The organism is Chryseobacterium sp. C2(2020), assembly GCF_014218915.1.
Lineage (GTDB): Bacteria > Bacteroidota > Bacteroidia > Flavobacteriales > Weeksellaceae > Chryseobacterium > Chryseobacterium mucoviscidosis.
In genome coordinates, this window is sequence record NZ_JACLCT010000002.1 from 35,361 (window position 1) to 53,547 (window position 18,187).

The following is an 18,187-nucleotide window of genomic DNA, read 5'->3' on the forward strand; positions in this document are numbered from 1 at the left end:
ACAATAAGTGTAACTTTTTTTTATTTCGTTACTTTTTATGAAAACAAATTTAATTAATTATTAAGATCAGTTTATATTTTAATTTTTAATTTGAAAATCTCTTCTTATCAATCTTTGTATTTCGAAATTAAGTGAAACGTCTTTGTCTATGTTTAGTTAGGTAATTTAATATTAAAAAATGTTGTTTACCCCTGCGATAATTTAAACGCAATGCCAGACAAGGAATTATTAAAAACTCTGTTTGAAAAATTTAAGATAAACAAAGGCGTTTCACTTATTTCTGAAAGACAACTTTTTTACAATCATGAATTTAAGACGTTGCAATTTCTTTTACATTTCCGGTACGTTTTAAAAATCCCCAAGTCTGCATTTCGCCTTTCAGCGCTTTTCGGAGGCTTCTGAACAGTACAATATACATCAGCCAGCGATATCCGAAACGCTGAGGAATTACATACAGCAGATTTACCAATTTCTCTTTCTGCATGATGAACGCAATAAAAGCCAGAGATGCATCCACCAAAAGGAAAATTAAATAGTAACTGAATATTTTTCCTCCGTTTCCGGATAAAATTCCAAAAAACATGATGACATCGGCAAGCGGTGAAAAGAACGGAATAATGTACTGGAAGAGTAAAATATTCGGCATTGCCCAGAGTCCTAAACCTTTGTATTTCGGGTTAAGGAAAGTCTGTCTCTGTTTCCAGAACATCTGCATGATTCCGTACGTCCATCTGAAACGCTGTTTTAAAAACTGTTTTACGCTTTCCGGAGCTTCTGTCACGGCAACTGCACGGTTTTCGTTGGCAACGGTGTACCCTTCTCTTAAAATTTTAACGGTAATATCGCAGTCTTCGGCTAAAGTGTCGGAAGAATATCCGCCAACTTCTTCAATTACAGATTTTCTGAAAGCTCCGATGGCACCGGGAATTACAGTAATTGCATTGATATTCGCATACGCTAAACGATCAAAATTCTGGCTGGTTGCATATTCAATGGACTGCCATTTTGTAAGCCAGTTTACGGTATTTCCCACTTTTACATTTCCTGCCACGGCTGCGATTTTTTCATCCGGATCTGAGTTTAAAAATCTTGCAATTAAATACTTTACGGCATCTTTTTCCAGTTTTGTATCGGCATCTATGCAGATCACATATTCCGCATCGGTTTGTGAAATCCCGAAATTTAAAGCAGTTGCTTTTCCGCCGTTGGTTTTGCTGAAAATTTTCAGTTTCGGATGATCAGAAAAGGCTTCTTTTGCTTTTTCGTAGGTTGAATCTTTGCTTCCGTCATCCACCAGAATAATATTGAAATTGGGATAGGTTTGTTTTAACAGATTGTTTAATGATGAAACAATGTTAACTTCTTCATTGTACGCTGGAACAATAATTGAAACCTTCGGATAGGATTCTAAAACGGGAAATTCTCGTAATTTTTTCTCTTTTTTTCGTTCTTTAAATGCCCAGAATAACATAATCAGCAATCTGATGAGTCCCAATGCGATAAAAATGGTAAACAAGGCTACTAAAAAGTGACTGATTCCGTAAATAATGGTCGCCAAAAGAAGATTAAGCTGCATTACATAATATGCTCTTGTCTTCGGTATGGAAGGCATCAGTTCCGCTTTGTTCTTATGCAGAATACTGGCAAGATTGGTAAAATGATATCCTTGTTTCTGTAATGTCGGGATTAAAACTTTCAATGCTTTTACGGTTTCTTCACGGGTTTCACCTCCTGCATCGTGAAGGAGTATGATGTTTCCGCGTTCGGCTTTTACACCTGCTAAAACACGTTTTACAATTTCATCGGCTTTTATTCCCGGCTGCCAGTCTTCGGGATCGATGTTTTCACCAATATCAAGATAATTCTGCTGTCTCGCCAATGCAACCGGAACAATTTCTTCCGAAGTTGTTGGCTCAGAATCGGCATTGTAAGGCGCTCTGAACAGAATGGTACTATGTCCTGTGATACATTCGATCAATAATCTTGTCAGTTTCATTTCCAGTAAGGCTCTTTCGGGACTCACTTTTGCCACATTTTCATGGGTAAATGTATGATTGCCAATTTCATGACCTTCTCTGTAAATTCTTTTAACCAAAGGAAGGTTTTTTTCGGCATTTAATCCTACCAAAAAGAAGGCAGCCGGAACGTGGTATTTTGACAGTATGTCTAAAACCTGCGGAGTGTAGGTTTCATCGGGACCGTCATCAAAAGTTAATACCAGTTCTTTCTGTGGAGCTTCTCCATATTTTTTAACTTCGTAAGAACTTGGGTAGGTTACATAATTTTCATCGGTGATGATTTTTTCTTTGGGATCAATCTCAAGGGCAATTTTTCCGTCATGAGGCGTATTTAGAACATCCAAAACTTCCCCGTCGCCAATGTAATCGACCATCGTCTGACCTTTTACATTCTCAAGGGTTTTTAAATTTAATTTTGATAATCCTGCAAAAGTAAGATCTTTATCGTAAAAATTCCAGATCCGGCTGTCCTCGCTTCCCAGTCTCCAGAGTGCTGTTCCGGCAAGAGGATATTCGGTAGAGAAACGCATCGTATTAAAAATAGAAGCAGCATCGTTGAAAAATACGGTATGTGTATTGTTTTTCGAATCTGTGTAAGAATAATTTAAGTTAAAAGTATTGTCGTCGAAATTAATTTTCGCTTTGCTTGCACTCGCTTTGGTGATTGCCTGCATATACGTCACGGAATTATTCTGTTCCTTGTCTGTACTCCAATCGTATCCGTAAGCTCCCAAACCTAAAATGATTTTGTTGGATGAAGTTTTGGCTAAAATTTTTTCAGTCTGTGCTTCAATCCATTTTTGGGAGGAAACAGGTCCTGCATCGCTTTCAACTGCATATTCATCATACGCCATTAATATGAAATAATCTACGTAAGGATTTAATTTCCGGATATTGTAATCGTCATTATCCGTCATGATATCCATGGAAACCAATAATTTATTCTGCTTAAAAGTTTCGGACAGCTCTTTCATGAAAGCGATGAGGTTTTCATCAGAATCCAGATTCATATCTTCAAAGTCGATGTTGATTCCTTTGAAATTGAGTTTCTGGCATTGAAAGGTTAATTTCCGAATAAGCTGGGTTCTTTTTTTCGGATCTTTCAGCACTTTTCCCAATCCCTCAGAATGGAATTCCTGCTCAAAGTTATTGCTGAGAATCGGCATTGCGGCAACCCCTGTTCTTTTAATGACTTTATATCCTGCCGAATCCACATTGGTTTTCAGATCGCCAGTTTTCGGATCGACGAAAAACCATTCCGGAAAAACAAGATTGATGTGTTTAATGTTTCTTTTTAGGGACATTAAAGACTGTGGATCCCATGCCACATAGAATGCAGAACGTATCCCGCCCGGAAATTGCGCCCAGTTTCTGTTTTGGTTTTTTAGTCTTTCGGCTCTTGCTTTTTCGATTTTAGCAAGGTTGGTGTGCATTGTTTTTTCGGAAATGAAACTTCGGAATCCTTTATATTCTTTGGAAATTCTGTTTTCCTGAAGATAAGGTTTGCTTGCCGTAATAACGGCTTTGTAATCTTCTTTAAAAGGAATTTTGGGGCTTCTGTCCCATTTTATCATAAGACCGAGTGCCAGAAAAAGCAATATGGCAATGAAGATAAAGATTCGGCTTCCCCACTGAACGTTTCTCCAGCGTTTTTTGCTGTCAGTCTGAAAAATCTGCTTTGAGTTTTCCACGATTTTGATATTTTTCTCATGAACGTCAAAAACCGTGAAAAACCTATGCAGAATTAATTAAAAAAAAATTAAAAAATTAACTGATTATGAATCAATTATTCACCAAAAGGGCAACAAGATCCTGAATGACTTTCTGGGATACAAAGTGCATAAAATCCAGTCGATCAAGATGCGGCATATACAATTTTGAAGTCACTTCCTGATCTTTAATTCTGATGGTGTAAAAAACAGTTCCCACTTCCTTTCCGTCCTCTCCTTTTCGGGGACCTGCAACTCCGGTTGTAGACAGAGAAATATCTGTATTGAACAGTTTCTGACAGCCTTCTGCCATTTCCGCAGCGACCTGCTCACTTACGACCGTAAATTCTTCTACGGTTTCTTTTTTTACTTTGAGAATATCGATCTTTTTTTCTGTAGCATAAGAAACAATGCCGCCTAAAAAGTAATTTGAGCTTCCGGAAACAGAAGTAATCATTTTTGCGAGTTCTCCGCCTGTACAGCTTTCAGCGGTAGATAAAGTCAATTTTCTATCTGTTAAAATATCGGCAAGGATTTTTTCTATTTTATCCTGTGAGGTAGCAATTACATGATCTTTTACTAAAGGAAGTAGCTTCTGGATCTCCTCCTCCAACTGTTGCTGCAAAATACTGTCGTCCTCTCCGCTTGCCGTGAGTCTCAGTTTAACGCGGGTTCCTACAGGAAGATAAGACAAAGAAAGGTTTTCCGGCAAGGCAAGTTCCCAGTTTTCAATTTTGTCTGCCAGAATACTTTCGGGAATTCCGACTATGGAAACAATTCTCGTGGAAAGGTAATGCAGACTGAATTTATCTTTTAAATAAGGAACAATCTGATCTTTAATTAAAGGTTTTACTTCATAAGGAACTCCGGGAAGGCTGAAAAGCAGTTTTCCGTTTTCTTCCATCATCATGCAGGGTGCAGTTCCGTTATGGTTCTGGAACACTTTGGATTTTGTAGGGACAAAAGCCTGTTCGCGGTTTCTTTCCAGAATTTCTATTCTTCCGCGTCTTTCCATATAAGCTTTCAGATGAGCGAAAGTTTCTTCGTCTAAAGCAATTTCGTCATTGAAAAATTCGGCAATGGCTTTTTTGGTTTTATCGTCTCTTGTAGGGCCTAAACCTCCGGTTGTTATGATGATATCTCCCAACTCAAAAGCAGAAGAGATGGTCTTTTTAATGGTTTCAATCTGGTCTGAAATGGTAAAAATCTGTATAACTTTTATCCCAATATTTTTCAGTTCGGCAGCAATAAAGTTAGAATTGGTGTCTACGGTGCTTCCTGAAAGAATTTCGTCACCAATGGTGATCAGAACGGCATTTTTCATATAATAGAGTCGAAAAAAAATTTTCTATACAAATGACGGAATTTTCCCTGTGACGGGCAATATAAATTGATTTTTTCTATTTTTGGATAAAATTGTTTAAAACTATCATTCAATATGTCTAAATATGATGATGCTTCATGGCATTACGGTAGCGATTTTCCTGAAGAACTTCCAATAAAAAACGGAGCAACCCACACCGGAATGTTTCTGAACTGGTGTATTAATAACGATTTCATCTCGGAAGAATTTAAAGAAGATCATGAAGAAGAAATTCAAAGTTTAAAAAGAAGAGAAATTACCGGCGCTGAATTCATCATGGATTTCATAGACGGAAAGTTTTCTGAATATGATCTGAACGAAACAGGAAATGCTTTTGCCCATGATTATTACAAAGACGACACGGATTTCGGAAACCGATTCAGCTCTTTCGCAGATGATTATGTAAATCTGTTCGATACAAAAGCGGAAGAACATGATTACGAATACGAAACGTTTTATCACATCGAAGATACGTACGAAAATTACGATCTCATGAAGCAGGTTATCGATTATCGTTTTGAAGAGTGGAAAGAATACAAAGGATTGGTTTAAAATAAAAACTTGTTTAAACTATTTTCAGAATTAACCACAAAAGGCACAAAAGACGATGTTGAAGCGAATTTCTATAGTAACCAAAAGTGCTCAAAAAGAATAAAAATCAAAGATTTTTAAAAATTATTGTGACCTTTTTGATTTGTAATGATCAACTTTAAATAAAAGTTTAATCAGACTTTAAATATCAGTAAAATTGTCTAAACTTTTTTAACACAAAAGATTTTAACACTTTAGTTTCTTAAGTTGAATAATTAAGTGAAAAAAGAGCACATAAGTTTAAAAAAAATCAAATACTTTTTCTCTCTGCTGACTTTTGAATTACTTTAAATAAATCCAATAAAGTCTTTTGTATCTTTTGCGGTTACATTTAAAATGAGTTTAAACTTAGTTTTAAACTGCACTGTTTTCCTCACCGCTCAAATGTTTTTTCTTGAAAGCGGAAGGCGTTTCTCCGATATATTTTTTGAATAATTTATTGAAATATGAAAGGCTTTCGAAACCTACCTGAAAACAGACTTCTGTAACGCAGTGGTTTTGGAGCAATAATAATTTCGCCTGATTGATCCTGTAATTATTGACAAAATCTGTAAAGGTCATATTGGTCTGCTTTTTAAAATAACGGCAGAATGCGGGAGTGCTTAAATTCACGTTTTCTGCGATAATATTGACGTTGGGATTCTTGTCGTAGTTTTCGTTGATATAATCGTAAATAGTTCCCATCCGGATTTTATCATTTAAAAACCACTTGATGCGGGTATCTTCGCAGTTCAGCTCTTTTACTTCTTCGGAATCGGCAAGAATCTGCAAAATTTCGATCAGCCCGATAAAAGAATAAAAGGCGTTTCCGTTTTTAATCTGATGCAGTTTTTCAACGACTGTTTTCTTGGTTTGTCCTGAAAAAGATAACCCCAAATAAGAACGTTCCAGCAGTTTTTTAATATTTTCGAATTCCGGAATCGGCATAATATATTCCTGAAGGAAATTTTCGCGCATCTGCAAAACCATCTGTCTGCATTCGGTCTGAATTTTATAATCAAAATTAAGGTGAGGAACATTGGAACCTATGAGCAATAAATCGCTGTCTTTGAAGTCTGAAATATTTTTACCGACGTGACGGATTCCGTTGGAAGCTTCTACATAAACCAGCTCTATTTCAGGATGATAATGCCAGAAGAAACAGTTTTTAAGGGATGGTGAAAACAGCTTAAAAGATTTCCCCTCTTCAAATTCAATATTTTCTTTCTGAATTTTCATTATGTTCTCTTTTGATTAATATTCAATTCAAAATTAATTAAAAAAGTTAATACAGAGCAAACTTGAGTCATTTGCGTTAAAGTATAAATGATTTTTTCTATCGACTTTTGCACTTTAAAAGAAACAATAAATTATTCAGGATCGTTAAAAGGATTTTAAAATGAAGATAGATAAAAGAATAATACCGTTGGCAATAGGCGGTCTTGGAATCGGAACCACAGAATTTACCATTATGGGGCTGCTTCCCGATATTGCAAGAAGTTTACAGATCAGCATTCCGCAAGCGGGACATTTAATCTCGGCTTATGCTTTCGGAGTGGTTGTAGGAGCTCCGATTTTAATTGGATATTCTGTAAAATTTCCGCCAAAAAAGGTTTTGATTGTTCTAATGATGATTTTTACCCTGTTTAATGCATTATCGGCAATTGCTCCGGATTATAACACGATGATGATCATCCGTTTCCTTTCCGGACTCCCGCATGGAGCATTTTTTGGAGTGGGAACCGTGGTTGCCACCCGATTAGCCGCAAAAGGTAAAGAAGCGTTCTATATATCGCTGATGTTTACAGGACTTACGGTTGCGAATCTCGCGATGGTTCCGCTGGTAACGTATATCGGTCATGCATTTCACTGGAGATGGTATTTCGCCATTGTTGCTGTGATCGGGTTATTTGCCTTATTATTTTTAAAACTCTGGCTGCCTATGCTTGAAACCAATGAAAATACTCACTTCATGGAAGAAATGAAATTTTTGAAGAAAAAGCAGGCGTGGATGGTTTTAATGATTACTGCGATTGGTTTTGGAGGATTATTTACATGGTTTAGCTACATTACGCCTTTGATGACCGTTGTTTCGGGGATTAAAGAAAATCAGATGGCATATGTGATGATTCTTGCAGGAGCCGGAATGGTTGTAGGAAATTTAGTCGGCGGATATTTGTCTGACCGATTAAGCCCCGAGAAAACCTGTGTGTTATTACTCTTTTTAATGATGAGTTCTTTGGTGGGTGTATTTTTCCTTTCAGAATATCAAACTATATCTTTAGTCCTTACCTTTGTTTGCGGCGCACTGTCGATGTCGGTTGCTGCACCCATTAATATTATGATGATGAAAGCCGCCCCTAAAAGCGAGATGATGGCTGCCGCTTTTATGCAGGCCGGATTTAACTGTGCGAATGCATTGGGAGCGTTTTTGGGAGGTATTCCTTTAGAAAATGGTTATTCCTTCAATTATCCTTCTTTGGTAGGTGTAGGAATGACGTGTATAGGATTGATGATTGCATTCCGATACAAACAGTTATACAGTTCACAAAAAACGGAAGAAAAAGAAATGATGACGGATTGTGTTTCCTGTGATCAATAAAAGAATCGGCAGTTTCCTCCGGAAACTGCCGATTTTCATAATTTGTAGTTTTTAGAATTTAAATGTGCATCCGCAAACGCTCATTTTGCCTTCTACAACAGTAGTCCATTGTCCGTTCCATGTTCCTCCGTAAGACGCACAGATGGATGGGCAAACTTCTTTAGCATCTTCGTCGCTCCAGATAGGACCTGCCAAAACATCTAAAGTATACTCAGAGTCTCCTGTAGGCTGAGTATTAAGCTCAACTTCGATAACGCTCATCTGTCCTTCAACAATGGTAGTCCATTGTCCGGTAAACTTTCCTAAGTGTGCTGCCGCGATACGCGGACCTAATTTTTGTGCTTCGTCATTGCTCCAAAGTGGTCCCGCAATGATGTTGATTTTGAATGTTGACATGATTTTAGTTTTTTGTTTGTTTAACATTACAAATGTAATCACAATAATGAGAAATATTTTACGTAGAATGTACCAAATTGATAATTAAGTATTTATACTTACAGTTTAATTTTCAGATCAATAAAAAAGACTGCCTTAAAAAAGACAGTCCTCCGTTGTTTTTATAATAAGCAGATTACGCTTCTACTTCATTCCCGTTTTTGCACCAGTACATTGCATTGTAAAGATTTCCTTTCGGGAAGGATTTGAATTCTCCCGGCATCAGTACGCTGAAGATTTCAGTGAAATTCTGTACGTTCTGATTATCCGTTAGAATTGCAGCCCTGTTCCATTTGGTTAGATTTTTTAGTCCTAAAAGTGCATCTTCTAACCATGCACCGGCTGTAAAATTATCCAGATCTGTGTCAAGATACATCAAATAATTCAGTTCTCCAAATTGCTCAATCTTTGCTTTTACCCTTGGTAAAACAAGATTCTCAAAATCCTCTTTCGTCACTTCTCCTGTTGCGTTGAATGCTGCAACATTTTCCGGAGCCTCTGGAATAATTGTTATCATATTATTATTTTTAATGTGGTTTGATTGAAGGGTGAAAACAAATATTAAACCAATATTAATTTTAGATGAATAAAAGGCGCAATTATTGTTTATACAGAGAAAAACAGTACTATGGATCTTAAATCTAATGAACCTTTCTGGCTTTTGAAAAACGGATTGATTTCTTCTTATCCTTCTTTAAAATCCAATGAAGAATGTGATGTCCTGATTATCGGAGGCGGAATTACAGGAAGTTTAGCAGCTCACCAAATGATGTCTGAAGGATATAAAACAATCCTTATTGATAAACGCGAACTCTGTAACGGAAGTACTTCAGCAACTACTTCCATGCTTCAGTATGAAATAGATGTTCCTCTTTTTGAACTTATTGAAAAAATAGGAAAAAAAGGAGCTGTAGCAAGTTATAAGGCGTGTTCGGATTCCATTGATAAGCTTGAAAAATTAACCGGGGAAATTAAGTCGGATTCGGGATTTAAGAGAAAAAAATCTCTGTATTATGCTTCCAAGAAAAAGGATGTTGCATGGCTGAAGAAAGAATTTAACGCAAGGAAAGATGCAGGTTTCAAAGTAAAATGGCTTGAAAGTGATGAGGTTTCAAAACAGTTCGGATTTGAAAATACATATGGCGGAATTCTATCTGAACAGGGAGCAAGTATTGATGCATTTAAGTTTGCACATGAATTATTTAAGGTAAATGTAAAGAAAGGGTTACAAATTTTCGACAAAACAGAAATGACAGATGTTGAATATTTTAAAGGGTATAATTTAATTACAGTGGATTCCGGTTTTCAGATCAAGGCTAAAAAAGTAATCTACTGCATTGGTTATGAAAGTAAAAATCTTATCAAAGAACATTTTGTAAATTTAAAAAGTACCTACGCCATTGTTTCTGAAATTGATCCAAAAAAATTTAAAAACATCACCAATACGCTGGTCTGGAATACCGATGAGCCTTATATGTATATGCGGACAACGGATGACGGAAGGCTGCTAATCGGAGGCGGCGATGAAGATTTTTATGATGCTGAAAAACGGGATTCTCTTTTAAATAAGAAAGAAAAGGAGATTTTAAAAACGTTGAAGAAAATAAAACCCGATTATCATTTCTACACAGATTTTGTCTGGGCAGGAACTTTTGGCGAAACTAAGGATGGGCTGCCTTATATCGGGGAACATAAGGATTTTAAAAACTCTTATTTCATATTGGGTTTCGGAGGAAACGGAATTACGTTTTCGGTTACCGGAATGGAAATGGTTTCTCAATTTATGAAAGGTAAAAAGCATCTGCTATCAAAGTATTTTAAATTTGGGAGATAATTTTGAAATTTTTCAATTTTTCGGCGAAGGCTTCGCCTTCGCCGAAACCATGAAAAATCCGCGGCAAAAATTGCCGCGGATCACCACACTCAAAATATTTGTTGTCGGAACTTTGAAAACAACATTTCTTCTTCATTCAACTTTAATGGTTATTAGTTTTTAATCACTTTAGATATTTAAATTTAATTTCTGCTGATAATGAGTTACAGGCTATAACCATTTTTCTTTGCCAGTTCCAGAACAGACCTTTCAATTGCTTTTCCAAGATCATCGGCTTCAGAATTTCCTCGTTTTTTCATTTCGGCATCAATGAAATCCTGTCTTTTTTTAGACAATACTTCAATTTCTTTCTGAATTTTTTCTCTTTCGGCAGATTTTTCGGCAACCGCTTTTTTAATTTCCTCTTTGCTTTTGCCTTTCAATTCGGCAGGAAGTTCTTCAGCTTTTACGTCCGACATGAAGTTTACATCCTTTTCAGCGCGGTCTACCAAATCCCAATGATCATTTTTGTAGGCATTTTTCTTGGATTTTGCAACCGTTCTTTCCACGGCGTTGGAAACCGACTGTACTTCGGCATTTTTGTCCTGAAGCATCTGTTTGTTTTTAAATTCCGAACCGTAACTTCCGTAATAAATGTAGGTGTCATTCAGTTTGGTGTTGCATTCTGAAATTCTGACATCGTAAGGTGTTTCTATATAAATCACTTTCTGGTCGCTGTCGATATTGAAATACTTTCCTTCGCCCAGAGAAGCTCCGTTTTGCCAGAAAGTCCGGATTCCTTCATCACGGCTTCCGCAGAAAATTGTGTTGGTGTAAATATTCTTTCTCTTCGCTGTCGGAATGACTTCTTTATAACTGATTCTTCCCTGATCGAAAGGCTCGTTGCCCGCAATATAGATCAGCTTCATACTTTGGTTATTGTCATCCCATTTCAGATTCATTGAGGCATCACGGATCACGGCTCCGCAATATTCACTTCCGCCGTTGGTTCTCAAAGCAAACAGTTTTTCGGAAACCAGATCCAGATCCTGCGTTAAAGGAGTTACCTGCCGGATGTAATTTTCATCTCGTAAACCGTCATTTCCGTATTCATACAAAGCAATTTCCACTTGTGGCGCTTTGCCGTTGTATTTTAAGGTCGTTAAAGTATTCACGATATTCCAGAGTCGGGATTTTGCCTGATCGATCAGTCCGTCCATGCTGTTGGAAGTGTCGAGAAGCAATGCCACCTGAATTTTATTTTCTTTGATACTCGTTTCTGAAGGTTTATCAACATTCTGAACCACTGTTCTCTGAACCGCCGGTTCTTTATATTCAAATTTTGAGTTTTGTACCCCGAATAAAGCGGCGGTTCCGGCTGCTAATGTTAAAATTTTAAAAGCTGTCATGATTTTGTGTTTTAAAGGATTTCGTATTTTGTTTTAATGCTGTATTTCAGCTTGATATTATCAATATTTTCAAAAGAATAATCTACATTAGAATCTGCTGCTTCCAGCTGGATATTGGATACTTTAGCTTTGAAGTTCATCGGCATGATCATATCACTGGTATAATCTTCAATTTCTATAATTTCAAGCGGAGTTCCGGTTCTTTTTCCCATACTTTCCAGAAGATAGTCTGCTTTTTCCTTTGCCGCTTTCAAGGCATTAATTTTTACGGTTTTTCTGAAATCTGTGATTTTTGTGTTTTTAATTTCCGCAATATTGATGTTGTTAACCCACTTCTGGTTCAGGCTTTCAAAAAGATTTCCCATATCGGTCTTCTTTGTTACCTTAAACTGAAGATTCTTAGTGAAAATTTTCGTTTTGGAATAAATATTCTGATACATCGATTTGAATTTGATGTCTTCGTTTTTTACTCCGTTGTTTTTAAGGATTTCAAAAAGCTGTTTCTCGTTGTCTGCCAATTGATTTTTGTTATCTCCTTTAATTCCGAGATTGAAAATAATTTCATCCGGCTCTACTTCCATTTCTGCAATTCCGGTTACTTCAATGAAATTTTTCTTTGTTTCCTGTGCGTTGATCAGACCTCCCATCAGGAATAATCCGATCAGTAAAAAATGTCTCAGTTTCATAATTTTCTTTTTTTTAATTTTAAACTTCTAGAGTAAAATTACCCAGATTTAAAACTGAAAATCGGGAGACTTGGTGAAATGAAGGTTTGGCTTGGTGAAATCAAAAAAATTGGAAATGATGATTGTTTTAACGCAATGCTCGCAAAGATTTTCATTGAAATTATTGTGAATATTCTTCGCTCTAAACGGCACAGCTTTCAGCAAATGATAGCTGAAAATAATGTTTTGTGATGAATAAAAAAAACAGTCCTGAAAAGAACTGTTTATCTGTTGGTGAGAATAATTGATTTTCCGCTTGGCGTGACCAGTCTTTTCACTTCGGAAAAAAGTGTGGTACGGATGATAATTTCGTCATTACTCTCCGAAATATGATACGGATCTGAATTTGCAAGCGCATCGTCGATATCATGCTCAAAAAGTTTGGTAGAACCGGACTGATCTACCGAGTAAAAATCTACTTTGTAATCATTAAGTCCGGTCTGATAAAATTTGTAAACAATTTTTTCATTGAGATCGCTGGAAATGATCTTGGTTTCAATGAAATTGTTCTGTTCAAGAAACGAACAACTCTGCAGGAACAATACAGGTAAAAGAAAAAAGTAAAACTGTTTTTTCATAGTTATGTTTGGTTTTAGCAAAGGTATGTATTGCTAAATGGTTGATTGTTAACAGAATTTCAATTTTCATATTACAATTTTTTCATATAGCGATCAGTAAAAGAACAAAAGAGTCTTAAGATTTAATAATAAGATTTTGTGCGTTGTCCGGATGAATATTTTAAGGCGATATTATAAATTCTCTTCAGATCTTCGTCGTTTTTATCGCAGAAAGACTGATAATAACTGATGATGTTTTGCATGGATTTTTTGCTATTTCCCATATTGGTTTGTGAAAAATCTTTTGCTGCTTTTTTGAGTGCTGTCGTCATTTTAGCAATCTGAAAATTTTTCTTTAATTCTTGTTGAGTTGTTTCCGTCATTTCATCATATTCTTTTTTAGAAGAAATATTTTTCACTTCATCATTCTTTTCATAAACCAGAGAAGCCGTAACTGAAGAATTTTCTAATTCATTTTTCTCAACTTCCATCAGGAAAATCTGGGTTTGTCCGCAATCTAAATTTTCAAGTTCTACTTCTATTTCATGATCAGAAATATATTTTGGCTGATAACCGTAAAATGTTTTAATGTTCATTCCTTCAGGAAGATTGATCGTTAGTTTCGGCTTTTTTCCAATATTGTATAAAAGGCTTTCCAATTCATCTTTAAAGGTCTTTTGAATATCTTCTTCAGCATCTCCGATGAAATAATTGGAACCTCTTCCGTAAGTGGCGATTCTCCTTAACAGATCAAAATCCAGTTGCTGTCCGACTCCGATCGTACTGATGTCTATTCCTCTGTCATTAAATTCTTTCGACTGTTTCAGAATTGTTTCAGGATCGGTAATTCCGGAATTTGTCATTCCGTCGGTAAGAAGAATTACTTTGCTGTTGTAGTCTTTGGTATTGTGTTTTTGCGCTTCAGAATAACCCATCATCATCCCCGAATGAATATTGGTGGAACCTGCAGGATAAATACTTTCAATAATTGCATCTAAATTTGCGGCAACATCTTTTATTTTTGATGATTTTAAAACAAGATTAGCGGTATCATCAAATTTTACAATAGAAATGAGATCCTCAGGTTTCAATCCTTTTATAAAAACTTTGAGTGCCGTTTTTACTTTTTCAAGTTTTCCGCCACCCATAGATCCGCTGTTATCAATGACCAGAGAAACATTTACTTTGTTGGAGTTCTCTCTAGCCGATACATTTTGCGTTGCGAGCCCGATTTGCAGTAAAAAATTGTCGTCTGAATTCAGAATTGCATTGTCGTAATCAATGTTTAAAGCCACTTCATTTTTCTTCGGAATTTTAATCTGATGTTTGTGGTAATTCATAAAATCTTCTACAATAATCGTGTTTTCATTAAGAAATCCACTTTCATTTGCACTTGAAAGACCGTTGCTCACCGTATGGGAAAGAGAGCCTGAAGAAACTCCTAACTGCGCTTTTGAGATATTGAAAAGAAATGTTGAAGAGAAAAGGTAAACTAATGTACTTCTGTTTAGGAAAGATAAATTTTTCATGATGATTACATTTGAATTATGCCACAAACTTAGCCTCATAAATCCCGCAGAAAATACGAAACTTGGTGAATGAAGAATTTCACTGGGTGAATAATTTTTTGCACATTATATATATGTATATCTTTGTTTTATGAAAATGTGTCATCTTTTCGCCATCTTTTGTTTATTCATCTTTGGGAATATTTTTTATGCTCAAAGCAACAAAACTGTGGAAGATATTCAGTTTCAGACGAAGAAACTGAAGAAAGCGGTCGATACAAAAGACGAATCTTCACAGGCAGATTCTTACTACAACATCGGAGAATCGTTTTTCAACAACGGAAATTTTCAGAAAAGTGAAGAATATTACACCAAAGCAAAAAATATCTACGAAAAATTAAACGACAAACCGAATATTGAAAAGGCAAGCCGAAAACTGGCACAGTCTCAGGAAAAGCAGAATAAAATTTCTCCCGCCATTAGCAATTACAACAGAGCGGCAGAAGTAAGTTATTCTAAAAGCCGTGCCTTGAATTCCAATGACGTGACGAGACTTTCCGTAAATTCTGCGGAAGCTAAAGAAGAAGCCATTCAGAACAATATCCAGCTTAACGAAAAGGAAAAAGATAAAGGCGAACTGGCTGCGAATTACACGCAGATGGCGGATATTAATATTCAGCAGAATGACATTCCAAAAGCGGAGGTAAATCTTACGAATGCCTATAAAATTTCTAAAAAAGAAGCACCGCAACAGGCATTGGAAATCAACCAGAAATTAACAGATTTTTACGTTGAAAATAAAAATTTCGACAAAGCGATTGAAGCAAAAAAGACCGTTTTAAAAGAAGATTTCGTTAAAAAAAATTCAAAAAAGCAGGTGGAACAGATTCAGGAGCTTGCCGATATTTACATCAAAAAAAATGATCCGAAAGAAGCCATCGATCTTTTAAAAAAATCATACGGAATCGCGCTTGAAAAAGGTCATACACTGGAAGCGCAGAAAAGTGTAAAAAAACTCGACAGTCTTTACAACGTTTCTGAAAATACGGATGCTTCTGTCAAATTATATCGTGATTTTCTCGGAAAACTGCCGGATCTGGTTTCAAAAGACAAAAGTCTGGTCGATGAAAAAATCCTTGAAGATACCGAACAGCGAATTGCCCAACTGGAAAAGGAAAAACAATTGAAGGATGAACTGATCCGCAAGAAAAATGTTTTCAACTACAGTTTGATTTTTGCATTGATTGTTTTAATCGGGTTAATTATTTTCATTTTCAGAACACTCAAAAAAGTTCAGATCAAGAATAAAAAAATCGCTTTACAATCGCTGCGCCGCGAAATGAATCCGCATTTCATTTTTAACAGCTTAAATTCTGTGAATCATTTTATAGCCACCAATAATGAACTGGAAGCCAACCAATATTTAACCAAATTTTCAAAATTAATGCGCGGCGTGATGGAAAATTCCACCGAAGATTTCATTCCTTTTCAGCAGGAGCTGGATCTGTTACAGAATTATCTGGCTTTGGAAAAAACACGTTTTGCCGATAAATTTGATTATGAAATTCATGTAGATGAAAGTTTAAACACACAAAGTCTCAAAGTTCCGGGAATGCTGGTTCAGCCATTTTTAGAAAACGCAATATGGCATGGTTTACGTTACAGAACAACCAAAGGATTTTTAAATTTAAGTTTTGAAAAAGAAAACGAACAGCTCAAAATAACCGTTGAAGACAACGGAATCGGGATTGAGGAAAGCAAAAAGCAGAAAACCGAGCATCAGAAAGCCAGAAAAGGTCGCGGAATGAAAAACACTCTTGAAAGAATCGATCTGCTGAATGATCTGTATAAAAAAGAGATTTCGTGCACTGTGAAAGATAAAGAAAACAATTCCGGCGTTTTGGTGATTTTGAAATTGAATTTAATGTAACCACTGAATGAAGAGAAAAATTTTAGCCTTTGTATTTTTAATTTCATCTTTCATGATGTTCGGACAGGAAATCAATTCTTCCCGTTTTGAAACTGTTGTTAAAGCACTGAAAATAAACAAATCACAGATCAGAACAGAATTTTACGCAGAAAAGAAAATGCCGAATGAGAAAGATTCTTACATCGTTGTATTGCCTATTTTCGATGGACAGGAAGATGAAGGAATGTACACTGTAAGAAATTATATCCTGATTACTGACGAAAAAGGCAATATTAAAAATAAGTATTACGATCCCGAAGAAATTACATCCGATGCAGTCGGATTAAGCGGAATAACAATTGATACAGGTTTATATACAGTAAGCAAAGACATCCGTGCTTTCGGAATCAGAGCCAGTTTTCGGGGACAAAGCCAGCCGAATCCTTATTCAACAGAAGAGCTTTCTCTTTTTTACAGGAAAAACGGAAGCCTGAAAAAAATTCTGAACAGATTCGAAGTGTATTCGTACGGCGGAGAATGGGACACAAGATGTGCAGGAGAGTTTCATGAGACCACTTCCACAATAGATCTCGACAAAAAAACAACCGCTAATTTTACAGATCTTATCATCAAGACACAAAATATAAACAGGAGAACAAAACTGATAAAGGGCAATTGCAAAGACTTTGAAACCTCAAAAACAACCTACAAAACTTTAAAATTCTCTAACGGAAAATATCAATAATCTTTCCCGGAACCTAAAATCTGCCACCTAAAACCTAAAAGTATGAAAATAAAAGCTGTAATTGTAGACGATGAATTGATTGCAAGAGATGTTCTGAGGAATTATCTCACCAAATACTGTCCTCAGGTTGAAATTTTTGGTGAAGCCGAAAATATCAAAGAAGCCGTTCCGCTGATTGCCGAAAAACAGCCTCAACTGGTTTTTCTGGACGTTGAAATGCCTTTCGGAAATGCTTTTGATGTTTTGGAAGCAACCAAAGAATTTTCCTACGAAACGATTTTTATCACGGCATTTTCACAATATTCTTTACAGGCTCTTAATAAATCGGCAAGTTATTATATTTTAAAACCAATTGACATTCAGGAGCTTATTTTAGCGGTTAATAAAGTGGCAGAAAGTCTGGAAAGCAAAGAGGAACTTAACCGTAACAAAATCCTTCTCGAAAATTTAAAATTAAAACCCGAAAAACAACAATTAATTCTCCCGACTTTGCAGGGTTTCGATGTGGTGAAAACAGAAGACATTGTAAGACTTCAGGCAGATGGAAATTTCACGCAGGTGTATCTTACCGATGGTTCTAAAAAAATGGTCTGCCGCTTTTTAAAGCATTTCGATGACCTGCTGGAAAATCCTTTTGTAAGAGTTCACCGTTCACACATCATCAACACAGGCTTTGTAAAATCTTACCACAAAAGCGGAACTGTAACCCTTTCCGACCATACCGAAATTGAAGTTTCCGGAAGTTTCAAAGACAATTTTCTGAAAGTTTTTTCCTGATTTTTTGGGCAGCTTAAAACTTCGTTTGTAAACTTCGATAAAAGCCT

The 18,187-nt window shown here is 36.1% G+C and carries 15 protein-coding genes; 6 read left to right on the forward strand and 9 right to left on the reverse strand.

Translation table 11 applies throughout. The features are described from left to right. Positions 1-310: 310 nt before the first annotated feature. The gene (locus tag H6W52_RS01465; protein WP_116096240.1) at positions 311-3,709 is read right to left on the reverse strand and encodes a glycosyltransferase; all 3,399 of its coding nucleotides are present in this window, start codon (positions 3,707-3,709) and stop codon (positions 311-313) included. A gap of 91 nt (positions 3,710-3,800) precedes the next feature. Beyond that, positions 3,801-5,051 (reverse strand): CinA family nicotinamide mononucleotide deamidase-related protein, encoded by a 1,251-nt coding sequence (locus tag H6W52_RS01470; protein WP_116096238.1) that lies wholly within the window; start codon positions 5,049-5,051, stop codon positions 3,801-3,803. Between the two features lie 114 nt (positions 5,052-5,165). Between H6W52_RS01470 and H6W52_RS01475 the strand changes: the two genes are divergently transcribed. Next, positions 5,166-5,642, forward strand: coding sequence for a hypothetical protein (locus tag H6W52_RS01475; RefSeq protein WP_116096236.1), 477 nt, complete (start codon positions 5,166-5,168; stop codon positions 5,640-5,642). 393 nt (positions 5,643-6,035) lie between these two features. Here H6W52_RS01475 and H6W52_RS01480 read toward each other — a convergent pair whose 3' ends face one another. Further along, complete coding sequence (locus H6W52_RS01480) at positions 6,036-6,899, reverse strand: AraC family transcriptional regulator (RefSeq protein ID WP_185216388.1); 864 nt, start codon at positions 6,897-6,899, stop codon at positions 6,036-6,038. A 160-nt stretch (positions 6,900-7,059) separates the two neighbouring features. Here H6W52_RS01480 and H6W52_RS01485 point away from each other — a divergent pair, with 160 nt between their 5' ends. After that, a complete protein-coding gene (locus H6W52_RS01485; protein WP_185144387.1) occupies positions 7,060-8,262 on the forward strand; it encodes an MFS transporter in 1,203 nt (400 codons plus the stop codon). Positions 8,263-8,313: 51 nt separating this feature from the next. On the opposite strand, the gene H6W52_RS01490 is transcribed toward H6W52_RS01485, so the two are convergent. Beyond that, a complete protein-coding gene (locus H6W52_RS01490; RefSeq protein ID WP_116096232.1) occupies positions 8,314-8,658 on the reverse strand; it encodes a mannan-binding lectin in 345 nt (114 codons plus the stop codon). A gap of 175 nt (positions 8,659-8,833) precedes the next feature. Further along, the gene (locus tag H6W52_RS01495; RefSeq protein WP_116096230.1) at positions 8,834-9,214 is read right to left on the reverse strand and encodes an STAS/SEC14 domain-containing protein; all 381 of its coding nucleotides are present in this window, start codon (positions 9,212-9,214) and stop codon (positions 8,834-8,836) included. Positions 9,215-9,325: 111 nt separating this feature from the next. Between H6W52_RS01495 and H6W52_RS01500 the strand changes: the two genes are divergently transcribed. Beyond that, positions 9,326-10,531 (forward strand): NAD(P)/FAD-dependent oxidoreductase, encoded by a 1,206-nt coding sequence (locus tag H6W52_RS01500; protein WP_116096228.1) that lies wholly within the window; start codon positions 9,326-9,328, stop codon positions 10,529-10,531. A gap of 203 nt (positions 10,532-10,734) precedes the next feature. Here the strand turns inward: H6W52_RS01500 and H6W52_RS01505 are convergent, their stop codons facing one another. The 4 genes from H6W52_RS01505 to H6W52_RS01520 form a co-directional block, all read right to left on the reverse strand. Then, entirely contained in the window at positions 10,735-11,919 is a 1,185-nt protein-coding gene (locus H6W52_RS01505; RefSeq protein WP_116096226.1) for a VWA domain-containing protein, read from the reverse strand. 11 nt (positions 11,920-11,930) lie between these two features. Further along, a complete protein-coding gene (locus H6W52_RS01510) occupies positions 11,931-12,605 on the reverse strand; it encodes an SIMPL domain-containing protein (RefSeq protein ID WP_116096224.1) in 675 nt (224 codons plus the stop codon). 263 nt (positions 12,606-12,868) lie between these two features. Beyond that, the gene (locus H6W52_RS01515) at positions 12,869-13,222 is read right to left on the reverse strand and encodes a hypothetical protein (protein WP_116096222.1); all 354 of its coding nucleotides are present in this window, start codon (positions 13,220-13,222) and stop codon (positions 12,869-12,871) included. A 122-nt stretch (positions 13,223-13,344) separates the two neighbouring features. Beyond that, on the reverse strand, positions 13,345-14,730 hold the full coding sequence (locus H6W52_RS01520; RefSeq protein ID WP_157967232.1) for a vWA domain-containing protein: 1,386 nt from the start codon (positions 14,728-14,730) through the stop codon (positions 13,345-13,347). 208 nt (positions 14,731-14,938) lie between these two features. On the opposite strand from H6W52_RS01520, the gene H6W52_RS01525 reads away from it, so the two are divergent. Genes H6W52_RS01525 through H6W52_RS01535 form a run of 3 tightly spaced genes read left to right on the forward strand, consistent with a single transcriptional unit; the run spans position 14,939 to position 18,140 of the window. Continuing rightward, on the forward strand, positions 14,939-16,639 hold the full coding sequence (locus tag H6W52_RS01525) for a histidine kinase (RefSeq protein ID WP_241277896.1): 1,701 nt from the start codon (positions 14,939-14,941) through the stop codon (positions 16,637-16,639). A gap of 7 nt (positions 16,640-16,646) precedes the next feature. Further along, positions 16,647-17,363, forward strand: a complete 717-nt coding sequence (locus tag H6W52_RS01530) for a hypothetical protein (protein WP_116096216.1) — start codon at positions 16,647-16,649, stop codon at positions 17,361-17,363. 42 nt (positions 17,364-17,405) lie between these two features. Continuing rightward, positions 17,406-18,140, forward strand: a complete 735-nt coding sequence (locus H6W52_RS01535; protein WP_185216390.1) for a LytR/AlgR family response regulator transcription factor — start codon at positions 17,406-17,408, stop codon at positions 18,138-18,140. Positions 18,141-18,187 lie beyond the last annotated feature (47 nt).